Source organism: Nocardia sp. NPDC049526, from assembly GCF_044465765.1.
GTDB lineage: Bacteria > Actinomycetota > Actinomycetes > Mycobacteriales > Mycobacteriaceae > Nocardia.
On the sequence record NZ_JBITMA010000012.1, the window covers coordinates 169845 to 194979 of the forward strand.

At 65.4% G+C, this 25135-nt stretch carries 25 protein-coding genes; 18 read left to right on the top strand and 7 right to left on the bottom strand.

The genetic code is table 11. The features are described from left to right. Nucleotides 1–25: 25 nt before the first annotated feature. Entirely contained in the window at nucleotides 26–874 is an 849-nt protein-coding gene (locus ACIBW7_RS32705) for an SDR family oxidoreductase (RefSeq protein ID WP_397053105.1), read from the bottom strand. Nucleotides 875–955: 81 nt separating this feature from the next. Here ACIBW7_RS32705 and ACIBW7_RS32710 point away from each other — a divergent pair, with 81 nt between their 5' ends. Beyond that, nucleotides 956–1915, top strand: a complete 960-nt coding sequence (locus ACIBW7_RS32710) for an AraC family transcriptional regulator (protein WP_397053107.1) — start codon at nucleotides 956–958, stop codon at nucleotides 1913–1915. A 26-nt stretch (nucleotides 1916–1941) separates the two neighbouring features. Next, complete coding sequence (locus ACIBW7_RS32715) at nucleotides 1942–2334, top strand: acyl-CoA thioesterase (RefSeq protein WP_397053233.1); 393 nt, start codon at nucleotides 1942–1944, stop codon at nucleotides 2332–2334. A 69-nt stretch (nucleotides 2335–2403) separates the two neighbouring features. Here ACIBW7_RS32715 and ACIBW7_RS32720 read toward each other — a convergent pair whose 3' ends face one another. Beyond that, nucleotides 2404–2916, bottom strand: a complete 513-nt coding sequence (locus tag ACIBW7_RS32720; RefSeq protein ID WP_397053109.1) for an Lrp/AsnC family transcriptional regulator — start codon at nucleotides 2914–2916, stop codon at nucleotides 2404–2406. Between the two features lie 147 nt (nucleotides 2917–3063). Between ACIBW7_RS32720 and pdhA the strand changes: the two genes are divergently transcribed. From pdhA to ACIBW7_RS32735, 3 genes are read left to right on the top strand one after another with little or no spacing between them, the layout of a single operon-like run. Next, on the top strand, nucleotides 3064–4176 hold the full coding sequence (pdhA, locus tag ACIBW7_RS32725; protein ID WP_397053112.1) for a pyruvate dehydrogenase (acetyl-transferring) E1 component subunit alpha: 1113 nt from the start codon (nucleotides 3064–3066) through the stop codon (nucleotides 4174–4176). Beyond that, nucleotides 4173–5144, top strand: a complete 972-nt coding sequence (locus ACIBW7_RS32730; RefSeq protein WP_397053114.1) for an alpha-ketoacid dehydrogenase subunit beta — start codon at nucleotides 4173–4175, stop codon at nucleotides 5142–5144. Before pdhA ends, ACIBW7_RS32730 begins: the two co-directional genes overlap by 4 nt. Nucleotides 5145–5169: 25 nt before the next feature. After that, a complete protein-coding gene (locus tag ACIBW7_RS32735) occupies nucleotides 5170–6516 on the top strand; it encodes a dihydrolipoamide acetyltransferase family protein (protein WP_397053116.1) in 1347 nt (448 codons plus the stop codon). Here the strand turns inward: ACIBW7_RS32735 and ACIBW7_RS32740 are convergent, their stop codons facing one another. Beyond that, entirely contained in the window at nucleotides 6517–7200 is a 684-nt protein-coding gene (locus ACIBW7_RS32740; protein WP_397053119.1) for a DUF899 domain-containing protein, read from the bottom strand. Nucleotides 7201–7473: 273 nt separating this feature from the next. On the opposite strand from ACIBW7_RS32740, the gene ACIBW7_RS32745 reads away from it, so the two are divergent. Then, complete coding sequence (locus ACIBW7_RS32745; RefSeq protein ID WP_040687025.1) at nucleotides 7474–7836, top strand: hypothetical protein; 363 nt, start codon at nucleotides 7474–7476, stop codon at nucleotides 7834–7836. A 70-nt stretch (nucleotides 7837–7906) separates the two neighbouring features. Further along, nucleotides 7907–8641 carry an HNH endonuclease family protein gene (locus ACIBW7_RS32750; protein ID WP_397053122.1) on the top strand — a complete coding sequence of 245 codons (735 nt, stop codon included), beginning with the start codon at nucleotides 7907–7909 and terminating at the stop codon, nucleotides 8639–8641. Between the two features lie 4 nt (nucleotides 8642–8645). On the opposite strand, the gene ACIBW7_RS32755 is transcribed toward ACIBW7_RS32750, so the two are convergent. Continuing rightward, nucleotides 8646–9464, bottom strand: coding sequence for a sulfurtransferase (locus ACIBW7_RS32755; RefSeq protein ID WP_397053124.1), 819 nt, complete (start codon nucleotides 9462–9464; stop codon nucleotides 8646–8648). Nucleotides 9465–9715: 251 nt separating this feature from the next. On the opposite strand from ACIBW7_RS32755, the gene ACIBW7_RS32760 reads away from it, so the two are divergent. The 7 genes from ACIBW7_RS32760 (at nucleotide 9716) to ACIBW7_RS32790 (ending at nucleotide 17091) form a co-directional block, all read left to right on the top strand. Beyond that, entirely contained in the window at nucleotides 9716–10933 is a 1218-nt protein-coding gene (locus ACIBW7_RS32760) for a benzoate/H(+) symporter BenE family transporter (protein ID WP_397053125.1), read from the top strand. A 34-nt stretch (nucleotides 10934–10967) separates the two neighbouring features. Next, on the top strand, nucleotides 10968–11375 hold the full coding sequence (locus ACIBW7_RS32765; RefSeq protein ID WP_397053126.1) for a DUF3224 domain-containing protein: 408 nt from the start codon (nucleotides 10968–10970) through the stop codon (nucleotides 11373–11375). 55 nt (nucleotides 11376–11430) lie between these two features. Beyond that, nucleotides 11431–14238, top strand: a complete 2808-nt coding sequence (locus ACIBW7_RS32770) for a DEAD/DEAH box helicase (protein ID WP_397053128.1) — start codon at nucleotides 11431–11433, stop codon at nucleotides 14236–14238. Continuing rightward, the gene (locus ACIBW7_RS32775; RefSeq protein WP_397053130.1) at nucleotides 14235–15002 is read left to right on the top strand and encodes an SWIM zinc finger family protein; all 768 of its coding nucleotides are present in this window, start codon (nucleotides 14235–14237) and stop codon (nucleotides 15000–15002) included. The genes ACIBW7_RS32770 and ACIBW7_RS32775 overlap by 4 nt, the downstream gene beginning before the upstream one ends. Nucleotides 15003–15065: 63 nt before the next feature. Then, nucleotides 15066–15233: a helix-turn-helix domain-containing protein gene (locus ACIBW7_RS32780; protein ID WP_397053235.1), complete on the top strand. Its 168-nt coding sequence runs from the start codon at nucleotides 15066–15068 to the stop codon at nucleotides 15231–15233. Next, nucleotides 15182–16333 carry an RNA-guided endonuclease InsQ/TnpB family protein gene (locus tag ACIBW7_RS32785; RefSeq protein WP_397053133.1) on the top strand — a complete coding sequence of 384 codons (1152 nt, stop codon included), beginning with the start codon at nucleotides 15182–15184 and terminating at the stop codon, nucleotides 16331–16333. The genes ACIBW7_RS32780 and ACIBW7_RS32785 overlap by 52 nt, the downstream gene beginning before the upstream one ends. Then, nucleotides 16330–17091, top strand: a complete 762-nt coding sequence (locus ACIBW7_RS32790) for a helical backbone metal receptor (RefSeq protein WP_397053134.1) — start codon at nucleotides 16330–16332, stop codon at nucleotides 17089–17091. The genes ACIBW7_RS32785 and ACIBW7_RS32790 overlap by 4 nt, the downstream gene beginning before the upstream one ends. Nucleotides 17092–17166: 75 nt before the next feature. Here the strand turns inward: ACIBW7_RS32790 and ACIBW7_RS32795 are convergent, their stop codons facing one another. Together ACIBW7_RS32795 and ACIBW7_RS32800 are read right to left on the bottom strand one after the other, a co-directional pair. Next, the gene (locus tag ACIBW7_RS32795) at nucleotides 17167–18240 is read right to left on the bottom strand and encodes an amidohydrolase family protein (RefSeq protein WP_397053137.1); all 1074 of its coding nucleotides are present in this window, start codon (nucleotides 18238–18240) and stop codon (nucleotides 17167–17169) included. A 73-nt stretch (nucleotides 18241–18313) separates the two neighbouring features. Continuing rightward, nucleotides 18314–18943, bottom strand: a complete 630-nt coding sequence (locus ACIBW7_RS32800; RefSeq protein WP_397053139.1) for a TetR/AcrR family transcriptional regulator — start codon at nucleotides 18941–18943, stop codon at nucleotides 18314–18316. Between the two features lie 102 nt (nucleotides 18944–19045). On the opposite strand from ACIBW7_RS32800, the gene ACIBW7_RS32805 reads away from it, so the two are divergent. Beyond that, entirely contained in the window at nucleotides 19046–19447 is a 402-nt protein-coding gene (locus ACIBW7_RS32805) for a Dabb family protein (RefSeq protein ID WP_397053141.1), read from the top strand. Between the two features lie 14 nt (nucleotides 19448–19461). Here the strand turns inward: ACIBW7_RS32805 and icmF are convergent, their stop codons facing one another. Continuing rightward, nucleotides 19462–22680 (bottom strand): fused isobutyryl-CoA mutase/GTPase IcmF, encoded by a 3219-nt coding sequence (icmF, locus tag ACIBW7_RS32810; RefSeq protein ID WP_397053143.1) that lies wholly within the window; start codon nucleotides 22678–22680, stop codon nucleotides 19462–19464. Nucleotides 22681–22922: 242 nt separating this feature from the next. Between icmF and ACIBW7_RS32815 the strand changes: the two genes are divergently transcribed. The 3 genes from ACIBW7_RS32815 to ACIBW7_RS32825 are packed head-to-tail and all read left to right on the top strand — an operon-like array spanning nucleotide 22923 to nucleotide 25128. Continuing rightward, the gene (locus ACIBW7_RS32815; RefSeq protein WP_397053145.1) at nucleotides 22923–23891 is read left to right on the top strand and encodes a hypothetical protein; all 969 of its coding nucleotides are present in this window, start codon (nucleotides 22923–22925) and stop codon (nucleotides 23889–23891) included. After that, nucleotides 23888–24937 (top strand): hypothetical protein, encoded by a 1050-nt coding sequence (locus tag ACIBW7_RS32820; RefSeq protein ID WP_397053147.1) that lies wholly within the window; start codon nucleotides 23888–23890, stop codon nucleotides 24935–24937. The genes ACIBW7_RS32815 and ACIBW7_RS32820 overlap by 4 nt, the downstream gene beginning before the upstream one ends. Continuing rightward, nucleotides 24934–25128 carry a hypothetical protein gene (locus ACIBW7_RS32825; protein ID WP_357476880.1) on the top strand — a complete coding sequence of 65 codons (195 nt, stop codon included), beginning with the start codon at nucleotides 24934–24936 and terminating at the stop codon, nucleotides 25126–25128. Before ACIBW7_RS32820 ends, ACIBW7_RS32825 begins: the two co-directional genes overlap by 4 nt. The last annotated feature ends 7 nt before the right edge of the window (nucleotides 25129–25135 follow it).

Below are 25135 nucleotides of genomic sequence, written 5' to 3' on the forward strand. Positions count from 1 at the left end.
CGGCGGTCTTATTCCCTACAACCACCTACTCGCTCGAGATGTTCCAAATTCCGGCGGCCGCAGTCTCGTCGGCGTAGTCCCGGAAGTCTTTCGGTTCGCGGCCGAGCGCATGCTGGACGCCGTCCGCGGTCTTGGAGTTCCTGCCGTCCAGGATCGTGCCGAACAGGTAGTCGAGCAGGCTGACGACGTCGGCGGGAACCTGGTACTCGGTCAGTGCCGCAACGAAATCCGTGCGGGAGATCGGGATGAAGGCGATCTCGCGTCCGGTCGCCGCGGCGATTTCCGCGACGGCCTCGGCGAACGTCAACGACCTTGGTCCGGTCAATTCGTAGAGTTCGCCGCTGTGCCCGTCCTCGGTCAACGCGGCTACCGCGACATCGGCGATATCATCGGCGTGCACGAACGGTTCCGGCACATCGCCATTGGGCAGCGCCACCTCACCCGCGAGCACGTACTCCAGGAATGCGCCTTCGCTGAAGTTCTGTGCGAAGAAGCTGCAGCGCACGATGGTCCAGTCGAGCCCCGAACCCTGCACGATCTGCTCACACGCCACGGCCTCCGGTTCGCCGCGACCGGAGAGCAGCACGAGTTTGCGCACACCGTTGACCTTGGCCGCATTGGTGAATGCGCGGATGGTCTCGGGCGCCCCCGGCACCGCCAGATCCGGCTGGAAGGCGATGTACACCGCGTCCACGCCGAACAGTGCCGGTGTCCACGTGCTGCGGTCGGCCCAGTCGAAGGGGATCTCGGCCGCGCGGGAACCGATCCGGATCGGATGGCCGGCCTGCCGGAGCCGGGTCGCGACGCGGCTGCCGGTCTTGCCCGTACCGCCGGTGACGAGGATGAGGCGCTGGTGGGAGGTGCTGTTTGTCATGTTTCCAGTACATCGACGCGGCGCGCGACGAAACATAGTTCAGCGACTCGTCATCATGCGTCAGCGTCTACTGTTTGTTGTGTGGATGCGCTCGCCAGTCTGCTCGAAGGTCCACGCGCCCGAGGTGCGTTCGTCATGTGTTCACTGCTCGATCCGCCGTGGTCGCTGCGTATCCAGGATCGGGCGCCGCTGACGGTGGTGTCGATGATCCGCGGCACGGCCTGGATCATGACCGATGCGGCGGGTAGTAAGCCGCGGCAAGTGGGCGCGGGCGATATCGCTATTTTCCGCGGTCCCGATCCGTATACGGTCGCCGACGATCCGGCCACCGCACCGCAGATCTTCATCGATCCAGGCAACATCACGAAGACGGCCGACGGTGAAATCCTCTGCGAGACATTGAGTCTCGGTGTGCGCCAATGGGGGACCGATGCGAACGGCGCCACCCTGATGGTGACCGGTACCTATGAGTCCGCGGGCGCGGCGAGTCAGCGGTTGCTGCGTGCCCTGCCGCCCGTGATCATCTTGCAGCGCGGCGATTTCGACACCCGGCTGCTCGACATTCTGGTCGACGAGGCCACCAAGGACGAGCCCGCACAGGGTGTCGTCCTGGACCGGCTGCTCGATATGGTGCTGATCGCGGCTCTGCGCGCCTGGTTCGCTCACAATGACGCGCCCGCCTGGTATCACGCCTACAGCGATCCGCTGGTCGGCAAGGCGCTGCGGCTGTTGCAGCACAATCCGGCGCACGGCTGGACGGTCGCAAGTTTGGCGGAGGCGGTGGGGGTTTCGCGCGCCGCGCTGGCCCGCCGGTTCACCGATCTGGTCGGTGAGCCGCCGATGGCCTTCCTCACCGAATGGCGGCTGGCCCTGGCCGCCGATCTGCTGCAGGAATCCGATGCCACCATCGAATCCATTGCCCGCCAGGTCGGTTACGGCAGCGCGTTCGCACTGAGCACAGCGTTCAAGCGCCACTTCGGTGTGAGTCCGCGCGACCACCGGCAGGGCAGCACCCCGGCTGAGCTATCGTCGGCCGGGTGACGCAGCAGTATCCAGTCCTTTGGCCGATGCCGACCCGGTGGGCCGATAACGACCACTACGGCCACGTGAACAACGTGACGTACTACTCGTACTTCGACACCGCGGTCAATGCCTGGCTCATGCACGCCACCGGCTCGGATATCCGCGAACTGCCCGCCCTCGGCGTGGTGGCCCAAACCTCCTGTCAGTACCACGGCTCGCTCAGCTTCCCCGACCAACTCCAGGTAGGCCTGCGCATCTCCCGCCTCGGCCGCTCCAGCATCACCTACGACCTGGCCATCTTCCGCGAATCCGAAGATGGTTTGGAACTAGCCGCCACCGGCACCTTCGTCCACGTCTACGTAGACAACGAAACCCGCAAACCAGTAGAAATCCCGGAAATGATCCGCGCTGCCGCAACAGCCCTGGTCACCGACTGAACATGCCGGGCGCCGAAGACATTGTGGGACACTGTCTCCATCGGAAAACTTGCCGACCACGCCGCCGGATCAGGCTCGTAGCGAACGATCGGCGGATCCGGCCAGGCGATCCAGTAGTGGAGCCGTGCGTGGTCCGACGAATTGCTGCATCACCAATGCCATATTGGTGCGTTCCACCCCGGGAATCTTCAGTATTTGCCCGGCGATCCGGTACAGATCGTCCGCATCCTGTGCCACCACGCGCACGGTGAGATCGGTCAGCCCGGTCATGCCGCACACCTCGGTCACCTCCGGCACCCGGGCGAGTTCGGCGACCACCGAATCCAACCGGTGCTGATCGACGACGACGGCGACGAAAGCCGCCAGCGGGTAGCCCAGCGCCTGCGGTTGCACTCGACGTTCGAAGCTGGCGAGCACACCGCTCGCCTCCCAGCGCGACAACCGCGCCTGCACGGTATTGCGGGACAGTCCGAGCCGGGTCGCCAGCTCGACACCGGTCGCGCGCGGGTTGGCGACCAGCTCGAGCAACAGCCGCGCGTCGGTGGCGTCCAGGGTCACGTCGGCGGGTTCTCTACTGGTCATACAACGCAGTATGACACCATTTCGACCGTCAGATATGGGCATTCTGCTTACTCGCGTGTCGATCACTTGCGCACTTCGCCAACTCGTGGATGCTAGTGTGATATAGGGCACACCAGCCCTGCGCTCGTGGTCAGGAGGCGATCCCGAATGACGAACAAATCCGACTATCCGGTTCAGTTGGTACAACCCGACGGCCGCCGTGTATTCGACCGAGAACACGCGGCCCTGGTCGCCGACATCGGACCCGCGCAGTTGCGCGCGATGTACACGGACCTGGTCGTGACCCGCCGGATCGACACCGAGGCAACCGCTCTGCAACGCCAGGGCCAACTCGGACTGTGGGCGCCGATGATCGGGCAGGAGGCCGCCCAGGTCGGCTCGGCATACGCATTGCGCCCCGACGACTACGTCTTCTGCAGCTATCGCGAGCACGCCGTCGCCTACTGCCGCGGCGTCCATCCCACCGAACTCACCCGGATGTGGCGCGGGGTCGCACACTCCTGCTGGGATCCCGAAGCGGTCAATATGACCAACCCGAATATCATCGTCGGCTCGCAGGGCCTGCACGCGACCGGTTACGCCTACGCCGCCCACCTCGACGGCGCGGAGATCGCGACCATCGCCTACTTCGGTGACGGCGCCTCGAGCCAGGGCGATCTCGCCGAGGCATTGGGCTTCGCCGCGAGCTGGAGCGCACCGGTCGTCTTCTTCTGCCAGAACAACCACTGGGCGATCAGTTCCCCTGTCCGCATCCAGAGCGCCACCCCGATCGCGCGGCGCGCCTACGGTTATGGCATTCCCGGCCTCCAGGTCGACGGCAATGATGTGCTCGCCGTCCTCGCGGTCACCAGGCAGGCCGCCGTTCGCGCCCGCACCGGTGGCGGACCGTCGTTCATCGAGGCGCTCACCTATCGGATGGGTCCGCACACCACAGCCGATGACCCGACGCGCTACCGCTCCGCCGCCGAGACCGAGGAGTGGGCGCGCCGCGATCCGATCGCGCGGCTGCGTAAGCTGCTGGAACGAGAGTCACTGTGGGACAACGCATTCGAGCGTCACGTTGATGCGCGCGCCGACGAAGTCGCGCAACAGGTGCGCACCGCGACCATCGATATGCCGGATCCGGCGCCGACCCAGCTGTTCGATCACGTCTACGCCACCCCGCATCCGCTGATCACCCAGGAGCGGAGCGAGTATGCGGAGTATCTGGCCGGCGATCCCGGCGAGACCGCCGCGCGACCGGAAGGAGTCCCCACATGATCACGACCTTTGCCGCAGCGCTCAATGCCGGGCTGCGGCGGGCCATGGACGACGATCCGAAAGTCGTTCTGATGGGCGAGGATATCGGCCGCCTCGGCGGGGTCTTCCGGGTCACCGACACGCTGCAAAAGGATTTCGGAAACAACCGCGTCATCGATACGCCGCTGGCTGAATCCGGCATTGTCGGAACGGCTTTCGGTATGGCGCTGCGCGGCTACCGACCGGTCTGCGAGATTCAATTCGACGGCTTCGTCTATCCGGCCTTCGACCAGATCGTTTCGCACATCGCCAAGATCCACTACCGGACGCAGGGAAAAGTCGTCGCGCCCATCACGATTCGCATTCCGTTCGGTGGTGGGATCGGTTCGGTGGAGCATCACTCGGAGTCACCGGAGGCGTATTTCGCCCACACCGCGGGACTGCGGGTCATGACGCCGAGCAATCCCGCCGACGCGTATTTCATGATCCGCCAGGCGATCGCGCTCGATGATCCGGTGATCTTCTTCGAACCCAAGCGGCGTTACTGGGATAAGGCCGAGGTCGATTTCGATGCCGAGGCCATGCCGCTGGACCGGGCCCGCGTCTGCGTCAGCGGTACCGATGCGACCGTGGTCGCCTACGGCGGCACCGTGGCCTCGGCTATTGCCGCCGCGAAAATCGCTGCCGAGGAAGGGCATTCGCTCGAGGTGATCGATCTGCGCAGTTTGTCGCCGCTCGATTTCGACACCATCGAGGCCTCGGTGACCAAGACCGGCAGGTTGATCGTGACGCATGAAGCGCCGGTCTTCGGCGGGCTCGGCGCCGAGATCGCCGCGCGAATCACCGAGCGCTGCTTCTACTACCTGGAGGCTCCGGTGCTGCGCGTCGGTGGCTTCGACATCCCCTACCCCCCGGCTAAGCTCGAAAAGCACCACCTGCCCGATCCGGACCGCATCCTCGCCGCGGTCGATCGCTCACTCGCCGCCTGACTACCGCTCACTGAGAGGTGCCCCAGTGGAAGATCGTGCCCCCGAGGAAGATCAGGGCAATATCCTGGAATTCCGGCTACCCGATCTCGGCGAGGGACTGACCGATGCGGAGTTGGTGTCGTGGTCGGTGGGTGTCGGCGATACCGTGCAGCTGAATCAGACGATCGCCGACGTGGAGACGGCCAAGGCGGTGGTATCGCTGCCGTCGCCGTTCTCGGGCACGGTGATCGAATTGCTCGCTCGGCCCGGCGAGACGATTGCGGTGGGGGCGCCGCTGATCCGGGTGCGCAATGATCTGGCGGTCGTGCCGGAGGGTGCGAACGGGCGGACGTCGGTGCTGGTCGGATACGGCCCCGAAGGAGAGACGGCGTCCCGGCGGCGCAGAAAGATCACGGAACTGACTGCGCCGCAGGAGAGTTCGGCCGCCGAGCCGGTCGATTCGGGAATGGACAGGGCGGCCGCGACCCCCGGTGCGCGCAAACTCGCCAAGGAACTCGGCATCGACCTCTGGTACGTCGCGGGTTCGGGCCCCGACGGTGCGGTCACGGTGGAGGACGTGCGCGGCGCGGTCCCGGTATCGCAGCCGCGCGCTGCGGCGACCCGCGCCGACGGCCCGGCCGCGCCGACGCCATCGGTCACCGATCCGAATGCGGGCAACATCCGCCCCGCATCCCGCGAGGAACGCACGCCGATCAGCGGCATCCGCAAACGCACCGCGGCGGCGATGGTGGCGAGCGCGCGCACCATCCCGCAGGCCGGCACCTTCGTCACCATCGACTTCACCGCATCGATGGAACTGCTCGACCACCTGCGCACCACCAAAACCTTCGAGGGGCTGACGCTCACACCGCTGGCCCTGGTCGCCAAATCCGTACTCGCCGCCCTCGCGGAATATCCCGGCATGAACGCATTCTGGGACGAGGCGAATCAGCAGATCGTCACCAAGCACTATGTGAATCTCGGCATCGCGGTCGCCACCGAACGCGGCCTGCTGGTGCCCAATCTGAAGGAAGCCCAGGCGTTGAGCCTGCGCGACCTGTGCCGGGAGATCGGCTGGCTCGCGGAGACAGCGCGTTCAGGCAGCGCCACCCCGACCGACCTGCGCGGCGGCACCTTCACCATCACCAATGTCGGCGTCTTCGGAGTCGATGCCGGTGTTCCGCTGGTCAATCCGGGTGAGGCCGCGATCCTATGCCTCGGCTCGATTCGCAAGCGCCCGTGGGTATTCCGCGACGAACTCGCCATCCGGTGGGTCACCACCATCGGCATCAGTTTCGACCACCGGATGATCGACGGTGAGCTGGCGGCGCGCTTCCTCGCGACCGTCGCCGGATTGCTCGAGGATCCGCTGACGCTGTTGGGCCGGATGTAGTCACGCCCCCGGGTCGCCGTAGTGTGCGGCGATGTCTTCGGAGCCGCTCCATCGACTGTAGGTCGGGGACTGCGGCCACCCCTCGGGCGAGTCCTGCCACTGCTCCTGCCGTCCGTAGGGCAGCACGTCGATCAGCGCGAAGCTGTGACTGAGCTGCTCGGTGCCACGGCCGTTGGTGTGCCAGGTGCGGTAGACGGTATCGCCGTCACGCAGGAATACGTTGACCGCGAACCCCCCGCCGGGCGGTGCGCCGACGTCGTTGCCGAATGGACTGTTCGCCGTGGAATACCAGGCCATTTTGTTCCCGACCCGCCGTTTGTAAGCGAGTGCCTCATCGATCGGCCCCTGGGTGACGATGACGAACCGGGCATCGTAGTTGTTCAGGAACTCCAACCGGGTGAATTGCGAGGTGAACCCGGTACAACCACCGCACTGCCACTTCTCGCCCGGGAACCACATGTGGTTGTAGACGATCAGCTGTGACTTACCGTCGAAGATATCCGCCAGCCGGACCGATCCCTCCTCGCCCTCGAGGGTGTAATCGGGCATTTCGACCATCGGCAGGCGGCGCCGCTGGGCGGCGATCGCATCGAGTTCGCGGGTCGCTGCCTTCTCCCGGATACGCAGCTCATCGAGTTGGCGCTGCCAGGTGTCGGCATCGACGACGGGCGGCAGGGTATTCATGACTGCGCCTCGCCGGCGCTCGGCTCCGTCATGACCGCTCCAGGCGCTGTGTTGATTCTGCGCTCGCTCATGAGAGTCCTCCCTGATCACGTTGTGTTTGCAGATATAGACGCGGCCCGGTCACCGAACTAATCGGTCGCCGGAAAAATCCCTCAACTCGCCGAGATGGACCAGTTACTACCCCTTGGCACCATTTTCGGAACATACTGGTATATCCGCTGGTCATCGCATGAGAACCGCAGTTGGGCGTCTACGGAAAGCGGAGGGCAAAGCATGACGATTCTGCTCCAGGTACTCGAGCAGAGCTTCACGCCGACCACGCCGTGGGAGCGGCGCAAATTCACCTTTGTCAATGCCGACAAGATCGTCGGCATGCGACTGGACGGACAGTCCGGCGTCTGGCTGGACCTGTCCCGGCCCGGTGAATCACAGCGCCTGGCCCGAACCCTGGACCCGCGTGACGCCGTCACGTTCCTGCTCACCACCTTCGCGAAGATCGCCGAGTGCGAGGAGCGCGGTGGTTCGTGGCTGATCGGACACGACGGCGCGCACACCGAGTCCATTGTGGCCACCAGATTCCCACCCCGGTCCAGTGAAGTCGCCAATGACGATCTGCTGGCTCGCGCCTGGCTGTAAGTCCTGACCGGTTCCGAGGCGCTCCAGCCGGGTTCTACGAATGTCGGTCCATACGGGTACATCTGGCACCGTGCGTGCCGACATCCGACGATGGTTGCCTGCCCTGATCGCGGCGCTGTGCGCCCTGCTCGGATGCACCGAGCTGGGCGGTGAACCAGTCGCGCCCGCACCCGGCGGGGTGACGGCGGCCGGCGGGGTGGGTGAACTCGGCCTGACCAGAGTTCAGCTGGAGCAGCTGTTGACGTCGGTGCGAGTCGTTGCCGCGCGGGGACATCCCGGCGGTTATGAGCGCGGTTGCAAGCAAGGGCAGCGGTGCGTATTCGGACCGTCATGGAGCGATGACTACGACGGCCCCGGCGGTCACGACGGCTGCGATACCCGCAACAACGTACTGAGCGCGCAGCTGACCGGGGCGAGCTTGCGAGCGGGCACCCACGACTGCGTGGTCACCGCAGGCACGCTCGACGATCCGTACACCGGCAAGCGGATCACCTTCAGCAAGGCCGATGCGGGCGATATCCAGATCGACCATATTTATCCGCTGGCCGCGGCCTGGGATATGGGTGCGGTGTCCTGGCCGCTCGAGCGGAGGATGCGTTTCGCCAACGATATCGACGTGAATCTGCTGGCCACCGCAGCGAGTGCCAACCAGGCCAAGGGTGACAGCACACCGTCCGAATGGACGCCGCGCACGAACCGATGTTTCTATGCGGGCAAATACCTGACGGTCGCGGTCCAGTACGACCTACCGGTCACCGCTGCGGACAATGCCGTGCTGAACGACATTGCCCGCTCGTGCCCGTAGCGAGCTATGCCCCGGTGGCGACCGGGCGTTTCGGATCGTTCGACCATTGCGACCACGAGCCCGGATACAGTGCCGCCTCGATGCCTACGGCGGCGAGTGCGGCAATCTGGTGGGCGGCGGTCACACCGGATCCGCAATAGACCGCGACCGGCCCGGACCCGAATGCGGCGAAGCGATCTTGCAAAACGTCCACGCTGCGGAACCGCCCGTCGGCGTCGAGGTTCTCCGCGGTCGGTGCGCTGATCGCGCCCGGAATGTGACCCGCCTGAGGATCGACCGGCTCCACCTCGCCGCGGTAGCGTTCGCCGGCGCGTGCGTCGAGCAGTACGCCGGACCATTTGGCGACCGCATCGGCATTGATGACCGGCAGCTGACCCGGGTTCAGCTCGATGTCACCGAGTTCGGGGTCGTCCTCCTCGCCGGAGGCGATTTCACCGCCCGAACCGGTCCACGCGGGCAGACCGCCGTCGAGAATCCGCACGTCCGCGATCCCGGCCCAGCGCAGTAGCCACCAGGCCCGCGCCGCCGCCATACCGCCCGTCGCGTCGTAGACGACCACCGGATCGCCGGTTCGCAAACCCCAGCTGCGTGCGCATTTTTCGAGCTGCGCGGGATCGGGCAGCGGATGCCGCCCGCGCGCGGGCGACGGGGGTGCGGCCAGTTCGGTCTCCAGATCGACGAAGACCGCGCCGGGAATATGTCCGTCCAGATAATGCTGCGGGCCGTCCGGATCGCCGAGCGCCCACCGCACATCGAGAAGACGAGCCCGCTTGTCCGCCAATACTTCCCGAAGTTCATCCGCCGAGATCAGTACCGCGCTCAACAAAGCTCTGTTCCGCCTCTCCGAATATTCAGGCCATACTAGTAAGCGCCACTATGCCTGGGTACAGGTTCTACATCATGTGCCGCATCAGTTTTGGGCGTACCCGTTGAGTTACCCATGTACGCACAAAATCAGGTGGCAGGTCCGGATGTGGGTTCGGCGATTCACCCTAGCTGGATGCCGCGCAATTCAGTCCAGTTTCCGGGGACTGGCTGTGACAACTGGACTGATGACCGGGGAGGATTCCAGAAATGTCCAGGCTTTCCCCGGCGCTCGCCGACACCCCGACACCGGTCCACCGTGAGGCGCGGCTCGCACAGCCGGTCGGGGCCGGTATCGTCACCGCGCTGGTCGGATTCACCAGCTCATTCGCGGTGGTGCTGAGCGGGTTGACGGCGGTCGGGGCCACCCCGGCACAGGCGGCGTCGGGACTGCTCGTGCTCTGCCTCACGCTGGCCATCGGGATGATGCTGCTCAGTTATCGGTATCGGTTGCCGATCACACTGGCTTGGTCGACGCCGGGTGCGGCACTGCTCGCCGGCACCGGTGCGGTCGCCGGTGGCTGGGCCGCGGCCGTCGGGGCGTTCGCGATAACCGGTGTGCTGATCGTGATCACCGGACTGTGGCAGCGGCTCGGCAATCTGGTGGCCGCGATTCCGGTGGAGATCGCGCAGGCCATGCTCGCCGGTGTGCTACTACCGCTGTGTCTCGCGCCGGTGAAGGCCGTGCAGGCCAGTCCGGCGGTAGTGGTGCCGGTGATCGTGGTCTGGCTGGTGCTGCAGCGATTCGCCAAGCGCTGGGCGGTGATCGCGGCCTTCGCGACAGCGGCGGTCGGGGCGGGGATCAGTATCGTAGTGCAGCACAAGCATCTCGAACTGGCGGCGATGCGCCCCTCGCTCGAACTGACAGTGCCGCACTGGAGTTGGCAGGCGATGATCGGTATCGCCATTCCGCTCTACATCGTCACCATGGCCTCGCAGAACATTCCGGGCACCGCCGTGATGAAGTCCTTCGATTACCAAGTCCCTTGGCGCGCTTCGATGTCCGTCACCGGTATCGGCACAATTCTGGGTGCACCGGCAGGTGGGCACGCCATCAACCTGGCCGCGATCAGTGCCGCGCTCTCGGCCGCCCCCGCCGCCCATCCGGATCCGAAGCGCCGCTGGATCGCGGCCTTCACCGCGGGTGCCTCCTATCTGATTCTCGCCCTCGGCTCGGCGGCGCTGGTCACCCTGATCGCTACCGCGCCCAAGGGCACGCTGGAAACCGTTGCGGGACTTGCCCTGTTGGCGACGCTCGCGGCCGCCCTTGCCGGAGCCCTGAAATCCGAGCAGCACCGTGAGGCCGGTGTTATCACCTTTCTGATCGCCGCGTCCGGTGTCGGGTTCCTCGGCATCGGTGCGGCCTTCTGGGCATTGGTCGTGGGTCTTGTCGTGCGCGAGGTCCTCGCCCATCGCCAAGACTCGTGAGAAGTTGTCGGTACCCGCCGATACGCTCCGCCGCATGAAAGCAATCGGCACGTTCGCTGTCGCCTCCTTCACCCCAACCGATGTCGTGCCGGATCCGGCCATCGCCACCGCGCTGCCGGTCGGCATCGCGCACATCGAGAAGGAATTCGCGGGTGAGATCACCGGTCGGTCCGCGACGCTGTTCACCGCCGCCTTCGACCAGGCGACGGGTGCGGGGACGTATGTCGCCATGGAATCGTTCGAGGGCGCGCTGCACGATCGCGCGGGCAGCTTCAACTTCGCGCATTCGGCGACCACCCTCGGCGCCGACCGCACGGCCGAGTTCTTCACCATCGTGCCGACCAGCGGCACCGGTGAGCTGGCCGGTATCACCGGCACCGGCGGTCTCACCGTCGACACCGACGGTGTGCACCACATCTGGTTCGATTACGAACTCGACTGAGCAACGGGCGAGGATGGCCGCAGCGTCTGTCGGGCCGGCCTGATTGGATGGGGTGATGCTGCACGGTCTGTGGTCGCCGGGATCGGGCTTGCTGCTCTGGCAGGAGGCCCCGGTCGCGCTACCCGAACCGTTGGGCGGGGTGCTGGCGGCATCGAAGTTCCGGCATCGGGCGCAGGTGCTGGTGAGTGGGTCGCAGGGGGCGACCGCGCAGGTCAGGGCACATGCGATGGTGCCAGCGGCGGCCGCGGTCGCGCTGCGACAGCGGCTGCCGGTCGATGCGGTTTCGGGGGATCTGCGGTTTCTCGCGCATGTGGCGCACGGCGTCGAGCGGTGGGTGCGGGCCGGGCGGGTGGTGCCCGAGCTGCGCCGCGACGACGGGCAGTGGTGGGTGCGCTGGCGTTTGGTCGGTGGCGAGCGTCAGCGTGCCTGGCTGGCGGAGTTGGCGGTGGCGATGCCGCCCGCACTTCGCGTCGCGGGGAAGCCGGGGATGCTGCTCGAGGATATGGTCACCGAACTGGCCGATCCGATCGTCCGGGAGTTGATGGATCCGCCGCCGTCGGCGCATCCGCTGGTGGCCGCACTCAACGATGACGTCGCCCTGGATGGCGGCAGCCATCAGCTGGCCGAGGTGCTGGAACGCTGGCGGGCGAGTCTGACCGGGGACGAACCCGAGTTGGTGCTGCGGCTGCTGGAGCCCGAGGGCGATATCGCGCTCGGCGCGGCCGATACCGATGCCGATGACGTGGTGGCGCTGTGGCGACTGCAGGTCTGCCTGCGCGCCGATGGTGAAGCGCCGAATCCGGTTCCGCTGCTCGGTGATCCGGTGCTGGTCCGCACCGCCATCGAGAAGCTGGGCGAGGCGACGCGGGCCTATCCGCGACTGCGCGACCTGCCGAACGATCCGCAATCGATGGACCTGCTGCTGCCGACCGAGGTGGTCGCGGATCTGGTCGAGCACGGCGCACATGCGCTGCAGGCGGCGGGTGTGCGGCTGTTGCTGCCGCGCGCCTGGAATATCAGCGCCCCGACCATGCGGCTGCGTGTGGAAAGCGCCGTGCCCGCCGCCGAGAGCACCGTCGGCATGCGCGGACTCGTCTCCTACCGCTGGGAACTCGCCCTCGGCGATACCGTGCTGACCAAGGCCGAGATGGAACGGCTGGTCCGCTCGAAATCGGATCTGGTGCAGCTGCGCGGCGAATGGGTGCAGGCCGACCACAAGGTGCTGGCCGCCGCCGCCCGCTATGTCGCCGCCCATCTCGATGACACCGAAATCACCTTCGCCGATCTGGTCGGCGAACTCGTCACCGGCCATGTCGAGAAGGTCCCGATCACCGAGGTCAGCGCAACCGGTTGGGCCGCGGACCTTTTGGATCAGACCCGCGAGCCGGTACCGGTGAGTCCGCCGGTCGGTTTGAAGGCGCAGTTGCGGCCGTATCAGGAACGTGGGTTGGCCTGGCTCACCACCATGAGTCGCTACGGGGTGGGCGGAATCCTCGCCGATGATATGGGCCTGGGTAAGACAGTGCAGGTCTTGGCCCTCCTCGTGCACGAGCGCGAGGGGACCGACAGCTGCGGACCGACGCTACTTGTGAGCCCGATGTCGGTCGTCGGCAACTGGCAGCGCGAGGCGGAGCGATTCGCCCCTGATCTGCGGATTTTGGTGCACCACGGTGTCGGCCGCAAGTCAGGTACGGATCTGGACGAAGCCGTCGCGGACGCGGATCTGGTGATCACCACCTATTCGCTCCTGGCAAGGGACGCAGCCGAATTGGTGCGGCAGCAGTGGGATCGCGTGGTGCTCGACGAGGCGCAGCACATCAAGAACGCGGGTACCAGACAGGCGAAGGCGGCGCGGGCGCTACCCGCCCGACAACGGTTGGCGCTCACCGGAACTCCGGTGGAGAACCGCCTCGAAGAATTGCGCTCGATTCTGGACTTCACGATGCCGAAGGTGCTCGGTAGCGCACAGACTTTCCGTGCCCGGTTCGCCGTTCCGATCGAACGCGATCGGGACGAGAACGCCATCAGCCGGCTGCGCACCGTCACGCAGCCGTTCGTGCTGCGCCGGGTGAAAACCGATCCCGCCGTCATCAGCGATCTGCCGGAGAAGCTCGAGATGACGGTGCGTGCCAACCTGACCGTGGAGCAGGCGGCGCTGTACCAGGCGGTCGTCGACGACATGATGGCCAAACTGAAGGATGCGAAAGGTCTGGCGCGCAAGGGCGCGGTCCTCGGCGCGCTGACCCGGCTCAAACAGGTCTGCAACCATCCCGCGCATTTCCTCGGCGACGGCTCCGGCGTGCTGCACCGCGGCAGTCACCGCTCCGGCAAACTCGCCCTGGTGGAGGACGTCCTCGATGCGGTGCTGGCAGAAGGCGAGAAGGCATTGCTGTTCACCCAGTTCCGCGAGTTCGGCCAGCTCATCGCGCCCTATCTGACCGAGCGCTTCGGTACGAAGATCCCGTTCCTGCACGGTGGCGTGCCGAAGAAGCACCGCGACACCATGGTCGAGCGCTTCCAGGAACCGGCTGGCCCACCGCTGATGCTGTTGTCGCTCAAGGCCGGTGGCACCGGCCTGAACCTGACGGCGGCGAACCATGTTGTGCACCTGGATCGTTGGTGGAATCCGGCCGTCGAGAACCAAGCCACCGACCGCGCCTTCCGGATCGGTCAGCAGCGCAATGTGCAGGTGCGCAAACTGATCTGCGTCGACACCATCGAGGAGAAGATCGACGAAATGATCAGCGGCAAACGCCAGCTCGCCGATCTGGCCATCGGTGCGGGCGAGAGCTGGATCACCGAATTGAGCACGGACGAACTGCACCGGCTCTTCGCCCTCGGCGCGGAGGCGGTGGGCGATTGAGTCCCTTCGAGGATTACAGCAAGTACGGCAAACGCCGCCCGGTGCGCGGCGGGGTCGAAGCACGCAGTCGCCGTGGCGGATTCGGACGCACCTGGTGGGGCAAGGCGCTGATCGAGGCGGTCGAGCAAATGGCCGAACCCGGTCGGCTCGCCCGCGGCCGCACCTACGCCCGTGCCGGACAGGTCGTGAGCTATCGGATCGAACCCGGTGCGGTCACCGCGGAAGTTCAAGGGAGCCAGCCGCGCCCGTTCACCTCGGTATTCGCCATCCGTCCCCTGCGCGACGAGGAACTCGAACTGTTCATCGAGACCATCCGGACCACGCCGGGCGTACTGGCCGAAATCGCCTCCGGCGCTCTACCGACGAGCCTCGGCGAACATCTGCTCCCGACAACGGCCGCCGATCTCGACTTCTCCTGCACCTGCCCGGATCCCGGCTGGCCGTGCAAACATGTGGCCGCGGTCTGCTATCTGCTTGCCGAACGTCTGGATGAGCGTCCTCGCGAAATCCTCACCCTGCGCGGCCTGGACCTGGACACCCTCATTGTCGGCATCGAACGCGACACAGCGCCGACAGTTTCCGACGACCCCTACGGCGACCGAATCCAACTGCCCGACCTCCCGAAGCTCGAATTCCGCCCCGCCATCGACGACCTCGACCCAACCCTGCTGCGCCGCGCACTGCGCATGATCGCCGAGGACGAACCGATGGCCGCAGCCGGACTGCGCGACATCCGCGCACTGTACGAAGCTTTAGATCGCTGATCTCGGTTCAGTTGGTAGTGTCGGGGTGTGCAGCTTCGGTACAACTTCCGCTTGTATCCCACTGTGGGGCAACAGCGGTCGTTGGCGAAGGCGTTCGGGTGCGCTCGCGTGGTGTTCAACGACGCGTTACGGGCCCGGCGCGAAGCGTTCGAAGCCGGGCAGCGGATCAGCAACGCGAATTGTCGAAGCGACTCACCGAGGCCAAACGCACGCCGGAACGGGAGTGGCTGACCGAAGTGTCGTCGGTCGTTCTTCAACAGGCGCTCGCCGATCTGAACACCGCCTACCGCAACTTCTTCACCTCGGTAACGGGCAAGCGCACAGGTGCCAAGGTCGCGCCGCCGAGGTACCGATCCTGCAAGGACAGCAGGCAGTCGATCCGGTTCACGAAGAACTCCTGGTTCGCGGTCACCTCCGGCGGGAAGCTGCGGTTGCCGAAGATCGGGGACGTATCGGTTCGCTGGTCACGAGAGCTGCCCTCGGCCCCGTCGAGTGTGACGGTCGTGAAAGATGCTGCGGGCAGGTATTTCGCGTCGTTCGTGGTGGAAGTCGAGTCCGGGCCGCTGCCGCTGTCGGATTCCGAGGTCGGTATCGACTTGGGGTTGACGTCGTTCGCGGTGTTGTCCAACGGCATCGTGATCGAGAACCCGAGGTTCCTGCGCCGTGCCGAACGCAAGCTCCGCAAAGCGCAACAGTCATTGTCACGCAAGCAGAAGGGCTCCAACAACCGAGCCAAGGCGCGACTGAAGGTCGCGAAGGCGCACGCCAAGGTCTCCGACACGCGTCGGGACTGGGCGCATAAACAGTCCACGACGATCATCCGCGATAACCAAGCGGTGTATGTCGAGGACCTGTGCGTCAAAGGTTTGGCGCGCACGAGGTTGGCGAAGTCGGTTCACGATGCCGGGTGGGGCATGTTCACTCGCATGCTCGAAGAGAAGGCCGCGCGGTATGGGCGACGCTTCGGCAAGGTGGACCGCTGGTTCGCATCTACCCAACTGTGCTCATCCTGCGGTGCACTGACCGGCCGCAAACCGCTGCATGTCCGCCAGTGGACGTGCACGTGCGGCACCATCCACGATCGGGATGCGAACGCCGCGAAGAACATTCTGGCCGCAGGACGTGCGGACAGCCCAACGCCTGTGGAGCTGGTGTCAGACTCGGCCTCGGCCGAGCGACCGGCATCGAAGCAGGAACCCACCGGAAACGCGGCACAACCCGCACAGTACGGGATCTCCCGCCTTCAGCTTCTGGTGGGAGAGGACGTCAATTCGAGGAGATGCACACGACCATCCGAATTGCGTGTCCCGGGCCGTCGGGTGCTGTCATGATCGACGATCTGGGCGCGGCCGTGCACATCGACCGCCCGGCGCGACGGGTGGTGTCGCTGGTTCCGTCGCTGACCGAGGCCGTTGCGGTGAGTCGCCCCGAAGTCCTTGTCGCGGCCACGGATTGGTGCACACATCCCGCGGACCTGGACGTCGAGCGGGTGCGTGGCACCAAGAACCCGAATGTGCGCCGAATCATCGAGCTCGCACCCGATCTGGTGCTGTGCAATCAGGAAGAGAATCGCCGCATCGATGTGGAGCGGCTACGCGATGCGGGAATCCCGGTGTGGGTCACCAGAATCGAAACGTTGGACGAAGGCTTTGCCTCGCTGCGCCGACTTTTCACCGAAGCGCTGGACGGTCCGGTGCCCGACTCGCTCGTCGAAGCCGAAATGTCCTGGGCTGCACCATCTCCCGCACCGCCACGCAATACGGTCATTCCGATCTGGCGCAACCCCTGGATGGTGGTCGGCCACAACACCTTCACCGGTGACCTAGCGGCGCGCCTCGGCCTCCGACTTGTGCACATGGACCGCGCCGAGCGCTATCCGCACGTCTCCGAGGACGAGCTGACTCGCGATGTCGAACTCGTCCTGCTCCCCGACGAGCCGTACGTATTCACCAGATCCGATGGTCCCGAGGCATTCCCGGGCTTGCCTGTCGCTTTGGTCGAAGGCCGCAGCCTCACCTGGTACGGCCCATCCCTGGCCACCGCCCGCGACACCTTGACCCGCCAAATCGCCGCAGCCTTCGTCCCTTGATCGAGCGGTACCCGCCCAGCCGGGGCCGGCCCTCCGGCCGACCGGGCCGCGCACCCTGCTGCGTTTCGACCCGGTTCAGGATTCGATTCGGTAGGTCCGTTGGGCGTTGGTTCGGAAGATCTGCCCGAGCTCGTCGCGGCCGCCGCCGTGCTCGGTGATTGCGGTGGCGATGAGCTCGGCGCTGTCGGCGATGCTCGTAATCGGCTTGTCCACTGGGAAATTGGAGCCCCACAGCAGGCGGTCCGCGCCGAAGACTTCGTAGGCATGTGCGATGAGCGGGCGAATTCGATCCAGCAGCACCGGAATCGGTGTCGACGTGCCACGTGGTGGTACCGGGTGGCCGAGGATCGGCATCATCAAACCGCTGACTTTCGCGACCACATTGGGGTTTTCGGCCAGCACGGTGAGATCGTCGCGCCAGCGGACGAATAGTTCCCGGCGCAGGCTCGGATTCGTTCCGGTGTGTTTGCCGACCGGGCCGAAAATCCCTGCGGGCGTGGCGAGATGGTCGAGCACGATCGGGACTTCCGGATAACGTTCGGCAAGCGCCGTCACATCGGGTAGCGCATGCGAATACACCCAGGCCTCGAAAGACAGCCCGCGCTCGGCAAGTGCCGCGTAGCCGTTGAGGAATTCCTTGGTGGTGAGTGCGCTCTCGTGCTCGGTATACGGCCGGACATCCGGATCGGGATGGTGCGCGACATGCGCGCGAATGCCGCGCACCAGCGGCGATGCGGCCACATGGGCATCGAGCAGCGCCGCGAAATCCGGTGCCGCCGGATCGGCATTCCCGATGATTGCGCCGAGTGCCGGATTGTCGCCGCCGAATGGCAGCCCGGACACCCACTTCGTCTCATCGGCCCCGGCGAGTGCCCCCTTTCCGGTCCATCCGACCTCGATATGCACGATCGACTCGACCGGGACACCATCGGCATCCGCGCGGTAATTCGTGGGCAGATATGGATTCGCATAAGCGGTCGGATCCCCGACGAATTCCCGATCCCGGCGTGGTGCCACCCGCTTGGCCCAATCGATCGGAATGGGCAGCATCCGGAGCAACTTCGCCGTCCGGCTGAATTCGCGCGGCGTGCGGAACGGATCCCACTGATGAATATGGCTGTCGATAATCCGGATATTCGAGAGATCCATGTCCGCCGTCCCAACCATGCTGAAGGCCCTGACATCGCGATTGTCACACGCGCGCGGGCGGGCGCGTTCGGGTTCAGCGGGAACCGTATGCGGACAGGAATGTCCGCACCGCCGCATCGGCGATATCGCGCTGTTCGGCGTCGCTCACCTCGCGGGTGCCGAGCCGGGATCGGGCCTCCAGTGGCGCGGTGAGCAGGGCGAGCAGCTGTTCGGCGGCCTGCGCCGGATCGCTGGTCTGCAGCCGACCCGCAAGAGCGAGTCGCGCAAGTCGATCGGCCAGCGCCTCGGCTATGTGTCGCGAGGTGCGTTCCAGCACGGTGTCGGCCAGGTCCGGAAAGGCGGCGAGCTGCGCGTAGGTCAGCGCACGCAGCGAACGGGCACGCGCGCCGGAGCATTCCGCGAGCAGCGCGCGCGCCGTCGTGGTGAGGGCGGCGGACAGATCGTCGCCCGGCTCGCGCAGGCGATCGACGATCGCGAGGGTTTCGGCGGCCACCGTGTCGGCGGCGGCCAGCACGGCGTGCCGGAACAGGGTCTGCTTGTCATTGAGGTGGTTGTAGACCGTCGGCTTGGCGACGCCCGCCTCGTCCGCGATCTCCTGCACACAGGCCTTGTCGTAGCCGCGCCGCGCGAAGACGGTGAATGCGACGTCCAGGATCGCCTGCCGCTTATCGATGCGCCCGCGCGGCGCCGTCGTACCCGTCACCCCTGCATATTAGCTCCCCGGTTGAACTTGTTGGTTCACTCTTGTGTATCTACCAGTCAGTTATCTAGATTGAACTTGTCAGTTCAAAACGAGGAGGTATCCATGATCGTTCATCTGTTGCGCTTCGGCTTCCGCGAAGAGACCACCGAGGCGCAGAAGGCCGAGGTACTCGCGCTGATGAAGCGCACCGCAGCGGTCGAATCGGTGTCGTTCGCAACCGTCGGCCAGAATCTCGGCGACGTGAGCGAAGGGCTGACCCATGCCTATTGCGTGGGCATCGAGGATCTGGCGGCGATGGAGCGCTATATGCACGATCCGGTCCACCTGGCAGGTGATCCGCAGATCATCCCGCACTTCCAGAAGATCGCCATCGGACCCGACGTATCGGATGAGCGGGATCCCGAACTGCGCGACAAGATCATGGCCCTGCATCAGGCCAAGCTGGCGAAATACCCGGAGTGGGCGCGTCAGATGGATAGGATTCCGGAGGTGCGAATCTTCTGAGGGCCCAACCTATTTCACACGTTGCGGCGGTACTGACCGCCGACGGTGAAAAAGGTGTCGGTGATCTGTTGCAGGGTGCAGACCCGGGCGGCGTCCATCAGGACCTCGAAGATGTTTTCGTCGGTGCGGGCCACCGCGTCCAGGCGGGCGAGGGCGGCATGCGCGGCATCGCGATGGTCGTTCTGGAACTGGCGCACGCGCTGCAGCTGTGACTGCTTCTCCGCCTCGGTGCCGCGAGCCAATTCGATGACCCGATGTGGTTCGCCGTGTGGATTGCGGAAGGTATTGACACCGATGATCGGCAGCGAGCCATCGTGTTTGCGGTGCTCGTAGCGCATCGATTCGTCTTGGATCTTGCCCCGCTGATAGCCGGTCTCCATGGCCCCGAGGACCCCGCCGCGCTCGCTGATGCGATCGAATTCGGCGAGCACGGCCTCCTCGACGAGATCGGTGAGCTCATCGATGAGAAAGCTACCCTGGAGCGGGTTTTCGTTCATCGCGATGCCCCACTCGCGGTTGATGATGAGCTGAATGGCCAGCGCGCGGCGCACCGATTCCTCGGTGGGTGTGGTCACCGCCTCGTCATAGGCATTGGTGTGCAGGCTGTTGCAGTTGTCGTAGATGGCGATGAGCGCCTGCAGGGTGGTGCGAATGTCGTTGAAGCTCATCTCCTGTGCGTGCAGCGACCGGCCCGAAGTCTGCACGTGGTACTTCAGCTTCTGCGAACGCTCGTTGGCGCCGTAGCGATCTCGCATGGCGACGGCCCAGATACGCCGCGCCACCCGGCCGATCACCGAATATTCCGGATCCATGCCGTTGGAGAAGAAGAACGACAGATTCGGTGCGAAGTCATCGATCTGCATGCCGCGTGCGAGATATGCCTCGACATAGGTGAATCCGTTGGCGAGGGTGAAAGCTAGCTGACTGATCGGATTCGCACCGGCCTCGGCGATGTGATAGCCGGAAATCGAGACCGAGTAGAAGTTGCGAACACCCTTGCGCACGAACCATTCCTGGATATCAGCCATCATGCGCAGGCTGAATTCGGTGGAGAAGATGCAGGTGTTCTGGCCCTGATCCTCCTTGAGGATGTCGGCCTGAACGGTGCCGCGCACTGTCGCCAGGGTGCGTGCCGTGATATCGGCAGCTTCCTCGATATTGGGTTCGCGGCCTTCGGCGGCCGAGAACCGTTCCAGCGCTTGGTCGATGGCGGTATTGAGGAAGTAGGCCAGGATGGTCGGGGCCGGGCCATTGATGGTCATCGAAACCGAGGTGGTCGGCGCGATCAGGTCGAAGCCGTCGTAGAGCGCCTTCATATCGTCGAGCGAGGCGATCGAGACACCGGAGGTGCCGACCTTGCCGTAGATATCCGGGCGCTCGGCGGGATCGTGACCGTAGAGCGTCACCGAATCGAAGGCGGTGGAAAGCCGTGTCGCCTCGGCATGTTCGCTGAGTACCTTGAATCGCCGGTTGGTACGGAACGGATCGCCCTCGCCGGCGAACATCCGTGCCGGATCCTCGTTATCGCGTTTGAATGGAAAGACGCCCGCGGTGAACGGGAACCGTCCGGGCAGATTCTCCGCGCGCAGGAATCGCAGCAGCTCACCGTGATCGGTGAAGCGCGGCAGCGCGACGCGGGGAATGGAATTGCCGGACAGCGTCTCCCGGCGCAGCGGGGTATGGATTTCGCGATCACGAACCCGAACCACCTGCTCCGCACCCCGGTAGGACTCGGCCAGTTCGGGCCACCCAGCGAGCAGTTCGGCATTGTCGGCATGCAGTGCATCGCGGGCTTTTTCGGCGAGTTCGGCCACCGCGACGTCATCGGGCAGTTCGGCCGCCACCTGCTCGAGCCGTTGCAGACGCTGTGCCGCGACGATTTGCGTGGCCGTATCGGCGTGGTAGTCGCGGACCGTATCGGCGATCTCGGCAAGATAGCGCACCCGGGCGGGCGGAATGATCTGCGCGAACCTGGTTGAGGAGCGGGTATCCACCTTCGGAAGTACGCCGGGCTCGAGGTGCAGGCCGTGCTCGGCGAGCAGTCCGGTGAGGTGCTGGTAGAGCGCCGTTACCCCGTCATCGTTGAAAGTGGCTGCGCTGGTACCGAATACCGGCATCTCCTCGGGAGACTTGGTGAATTCCTCGCGATTGCGAATCAACTGTCGCGAGACATCCCGCAGCGCATCCTCGGCGCCGCGGCGCTCGAACTTATTGATCGCCACCACATCCGCGTAATCCAGCATGTCGATCTTCTCCAGCTGGGAGGCCGCGCCGAATTCCGGTGTCATCACATACATCGACACGTCGACGTGGTCGGTGACCGCGGCATCGCCCTGGCCGATGCCGGGGGTTTCCAGGATGACCAGGTCGTATCCCGCTGCCTTGCAGGCCGTCACGATGACGTCGATATTCTGCGGCAGTTCGTGGCCGCCGCGGGTGGCCAGTGAGCGGAAGAAGGTGTGATCGCCGTCGAGGGCGTTCATCCGGATGCGGTCGCCGAGCAGCGCACCGCCGCCGCGTCGCCGGGTCGGATCCACCGCGAGAATCGCGACGCGCAACTTGTCCTGCTGATCCGAGCGCAGACGGCGCACCAATTCGTCGGTGAGTGAAGACTTTCCGGAACCACCTGTGCCGGTGATGCCGAGCACCGGCACCGTGCGGGCGGCGGCGGCCGAGGCCAGGGTCTGGCGATCGGACTTCGACAGTGTGTCCTGCTGCAGGCAGGTGATCGCGCGGGCGAGCGCGGCCCGTTCACCGGCGAGTACCGCGTCCAGCACCGGCGGCTCGGCGGCGAGATCGAAATCGCAGGTCCGGATCAGCTGATTGATCATGCCGGGCAGGCCGAGCCGCTGGCCGTCCTCGGGGGAGAAGATGGTCACCCCGGATTCGGCGAGGCGCGCGATCTCCTCGGCGACGATTACCCCGCCGCCACCGCCGAAGATCCGGACATGGTCGGCGCCGGCCTTTTTCAGTGCGTCGGCGAGATATTCGAAGTACTCGACATGTCCGCCCTGATACGAACTCACCGCGACGCCCTGGGCATCCTCGGTGAGCACCGCGTCCACGACCTCACTGACCGCGCGATTGTGTCCGAGGTGGATGACCTCGGCGCCCTGCGCCTGCAGGATCCGTCGCATGATGTTGATCGCCGCATCGTGCCCGTCGAAGAGCGCGGCCGAGGTCACGAATCGGACGGGATGGGTGGGCGTGTAGAGCGCGGTGCTGTCGGCCACTGGGTCCTCCGGGGGAGATCCTGTTTGGCGCCCGATACTAGGACGTCAAACTAATCTTACGGTGATGGCGGTCACTGCGCCAGGTGAACCCGCCCAGATAGTTGGCCGAATGATTGCCGCGGGATTCGGCTCACCGTGACCGCAACCCGCGACATCCACCCCGACTCGAGTTCCGATGGAGGCAGCTGCCGAATAGCGACCATTTCCGCTGGCAGGACCGCACCTCGAGCCAAGGACTATCCATGGGACCGAACTCGTATCGGCTATTCGCCGTGTTCGCCGCCCTCGGCCTGTCGGCGATTGTCGCACCGCCCGCATCCGCCGAGCCCGCGCCGTTGAACGGACTGTTCGCGCTTGCTCCCGGCGTGTGCTCGAACGGCGCGGTGACCGGCAGTTTCTTCCGGATGATCCTGCCGACGGGTGCTGCCGGTGGGCCATATTTGCAGAACAGCGATTCGCAATGCAGCGACCAGACGGTGACGCCGCTATCCGCCGGCACTGATGGCGGGCTGGTGAGCGGTAGCTACCAACCACAACCCGCGGCCGCCTTCGACGCGGCGGGCAATGCCCAGTCCGGGCGGGTGACCACACCGGTCCGCTTCTACGGCGTCGATTTCGCCACCGCGACCAACCCGACCGATCCGCAGACGAGCGGTGCCACCGGGCTGCCACAGCTCTTCGCCGATGGTGGGCAGTTGTCGGGTGATTTGAGCAGCCTCGGGGTGACCTGGAACAACCAGGTCTTCAATCAGGGCTCGCCCAAGCCGGGCGGCGGGCTGTCCGGAAAGACGAGTCCGATCTCCGGGAGCATCGACGGTGCGGGCAATTTCGTGATCGAGTGGACCAGTCAGATCGTCGGCGGCCCGTTCAACAATTTCACCGGACTTTGGCATCTGGCGGGTCAGTATCGCGGTGGGGCGGTGCCGCAGGCCGCTCCGGCGGCCGCGCCGTTGTCGCCGGAGGCACCAGCAGCAGCTCCGCCCGGCCCGGGTGCACCGGCTCCGGCGGACGCTCCGCCGGTCGCCGAATCCGTGCCGGTCGCGCTGGCGCAGCAAACCCACACCGATACCGTGCTCGCGACCAAGACCGTCGAAGTGCCACGCGGACAACGCGATCCGGTATGGCTGGTGCCGGCACTGCTCGTGCTCGCCATCGTCGCGGCCGGGGTGTTCTTCAATGCGGACCGCATAGCGGGCCGGAACCGGCAATGACCCCCGCTCCGACCGACACTGTGTCGCAAAGCTCCGGACTGCCGGCATATTCGGATTTCGTCTCGAATCCGGATGTCGCGCCGCCGCCACCGGGGCGGCGGTGGCCGTTCGTGGTGCTGATCGTGGTGGGTGCGCTGCTACTCCTCGCGCCCATTGTCACGGGGATGTTCCCGCGAGCGGTCAAGGGGGAGGCCATGATCGACTCGTTCGCGCCCTACGTGACGCAGTCGAGTATCGATGGCTATCGATCCGATCTGCAGGTGCTCGAGGATGCCAGGACCAATGTGCTGGCGCTGCGGGCGGCGGGTCAACAGCCGGGAAGCTACGAGCGGATCGATCAATTCGTTCGCGACTATCCGGGCATCCGATCCGATATGTCCACGATGATCGACGCGATTGATGTCAACCGCGGTAACTACGAAAAGCTCGCCGCCGCAACGCCGTTCGGATCATTGCCATGGTTGCTCGCACTGCCGGGCGTAATCCTGATCGCCGCGGGGGTATTCGGTTTTCGGCGGGCACAAGCCGGACAGCGCGCTGTGGTCTGGCGCGCGGCGGCGGCACTCGCGGGCATCGCTTTGATCGCGACACCTGTGGTCGGCGCACTGTTTCCGGCCGCCCCGGCGGCGCAACCGCTGATCGATGGCTTCCAGCCGATTCTCACTCACGATGAGGTGCGAAAGGTACAGGGCTACTTCGTCACCCTCGTCGCGGCGGACGGCGAACTCGACAGCCGATACACCGGTGCGGTCCGCAGCGCCCATCCGGATGCCGATCTGACCGGCATATCCGCGCTCGAATCGCGGTGGCAGCCGATGACATCCCGCTTCGCCGCATTGATCGGTGCGATGAACGACAATGTCGTGAATTTCGATGCTGTCGTCGCGCTGAATGATTCGACAAAACCGCTCGGCTTCACGGCCTTTCGTGGAATCGGCTGGTGCTACGTCATTCCAGGGGTTTTGATTTTCGCGGTGATCAGCATCGCGCGTCCGAGTGGAGATCGCGCACACCGCGCGAATGCGATTGGTGGTGAGTCGAAATGAACTCGCAGGCCGTCCGGCAGTGGTGCACGGCAGGTGTCGATCGGATCTCGCGGTGGTGCGAAATCAGTGCTGGAGCTTGGGCCGCGGTCGAAGCCCCGGCTGTCGCGACCGGGATGCGCGATGCGGTCATGGTCGCGGCCGTCACCGAATTCGGTTCGCCGAGTGAACCGAATGGCGGTGGCCGACTGTGAAGACTCG

Excerpts from the sequence above, each read along its gene's own strand:
- ACIBW7_RS32705 (WP_397053105.1), bottom strand. The coding sequence starts at position 874 with ATGACAAACAGCACCTCCCACCAGCGCCTCATCCTCGTCACCGGCGGT.
- ACIBW7_RS32715 (WP_397053233.1), top strand. The coding sequence starts at position 1,942 with ATGCCGACCCGGTGGGCCGATAACGACCACTACGGCCACGTGAACAAC.
- ACIBW7_RS32720 (WP_397053109.1), bottom strand. The coding sequence starts at position 2,916 with ATGACCAGTAGAGAACCCGCCGACGTGACCCTGGACGCCACCGACGCG.
- pdhA (WP_397053112.1), top strand. The coding sequence starts at position 3,064 with ATGACGAACAAATCCGACTATCCGGTTCAGTTGGTACAACCCGACGGC.
- ACIBW7_RS32730 (WP_397053114.1), top strand. The coding sequence starts at position 4,173 with ATGATCACGACCTTTGCCGCAGCGCTCAATGCCGGGCTGCGGCGGGCC.
- ACIBW7_RS32740 (WP_397053119.1), bottom strand. The coding sequence starts at position 7,200 with ATGAATACCCTGCCGCCCGTCGTCGATGCCGACACCTGGCAGCGCCAA.
- ACIBW7_RS32745 (WP_040687025.1), top strand. The coding sequence starts at position 7,474 with ATGACGATTCTGCTCCAGGTACTCGAGCAGAGCTTCACGCCGACCACG.
- ACIBW7_RS32760 (WP_397053125.1), top strand. The coding sequence starts at position 9,716 with ATGTCCAGGCTTTCCCCGGCGCTCGCCGACACCCCGACACCGGTCCAC.
- ACIBW7_RS32765 (WP_397053126.1), top strand. The coding sequence starts at position 10,968 with ATGAAAGCAATCGGCACGTTCGCTGTCGCCTCCTTCACCCCAACCGAT.
- ACIBW7_RS32770 (WP_397053128.1), top strand. The coding sequence starts at position 11,431 with ATGCTGCACGGTCTGTGGTCGCCGGGATCGGGCTTGCTGCTCTGGCAG.
- ACIBW7_RS32790 (WP_397053134.1), top strand. The coding sequence starts at position 16,330 with ATGATCGACGATCTGGGCGCGGCCGTGCACATCGACCGCCCGGCGCGA.
- ACIBW7_RS32795 (WP_397053137.1), bottom strand. The coding sequence starts at position 18,240 with ATGGATCTCTCGAATATCCGGATTATCGACAGCCATATTCATCAGTGG.
- ACIBW7_RS32805 (WP_397053141.1), top strand. The coding sequence starts at position 19,046 with ATGATCGTTCATCTGTTGCGCTTCGGCTTCCGCGAAGAGACCACCGAG.
- ACIBW7_RS32815 (WP_397053145.1), top strand. The coding sequence starts at position 22,923 with ATGGGACCGAACTCGTATCGGCTATTCGCCGTGTTCGCCGCCCTCGGC.
- ACIBW7_RS32820 (WP_397053147.1), top strand. The coding sequence starts at position 23,888 with ATGACCCCCGCTCCGACCGACACTGTGTCGCAAAGCTCCGGACTGCCG.
- ACIBW7_RS32825 (WP_357476880.1), top strand. The coding sequence starts at position 24,934 with ATGAACTCGCAGGCCGTCCGGCAGTGGTGCACGGCAGGTGTCGATCGG.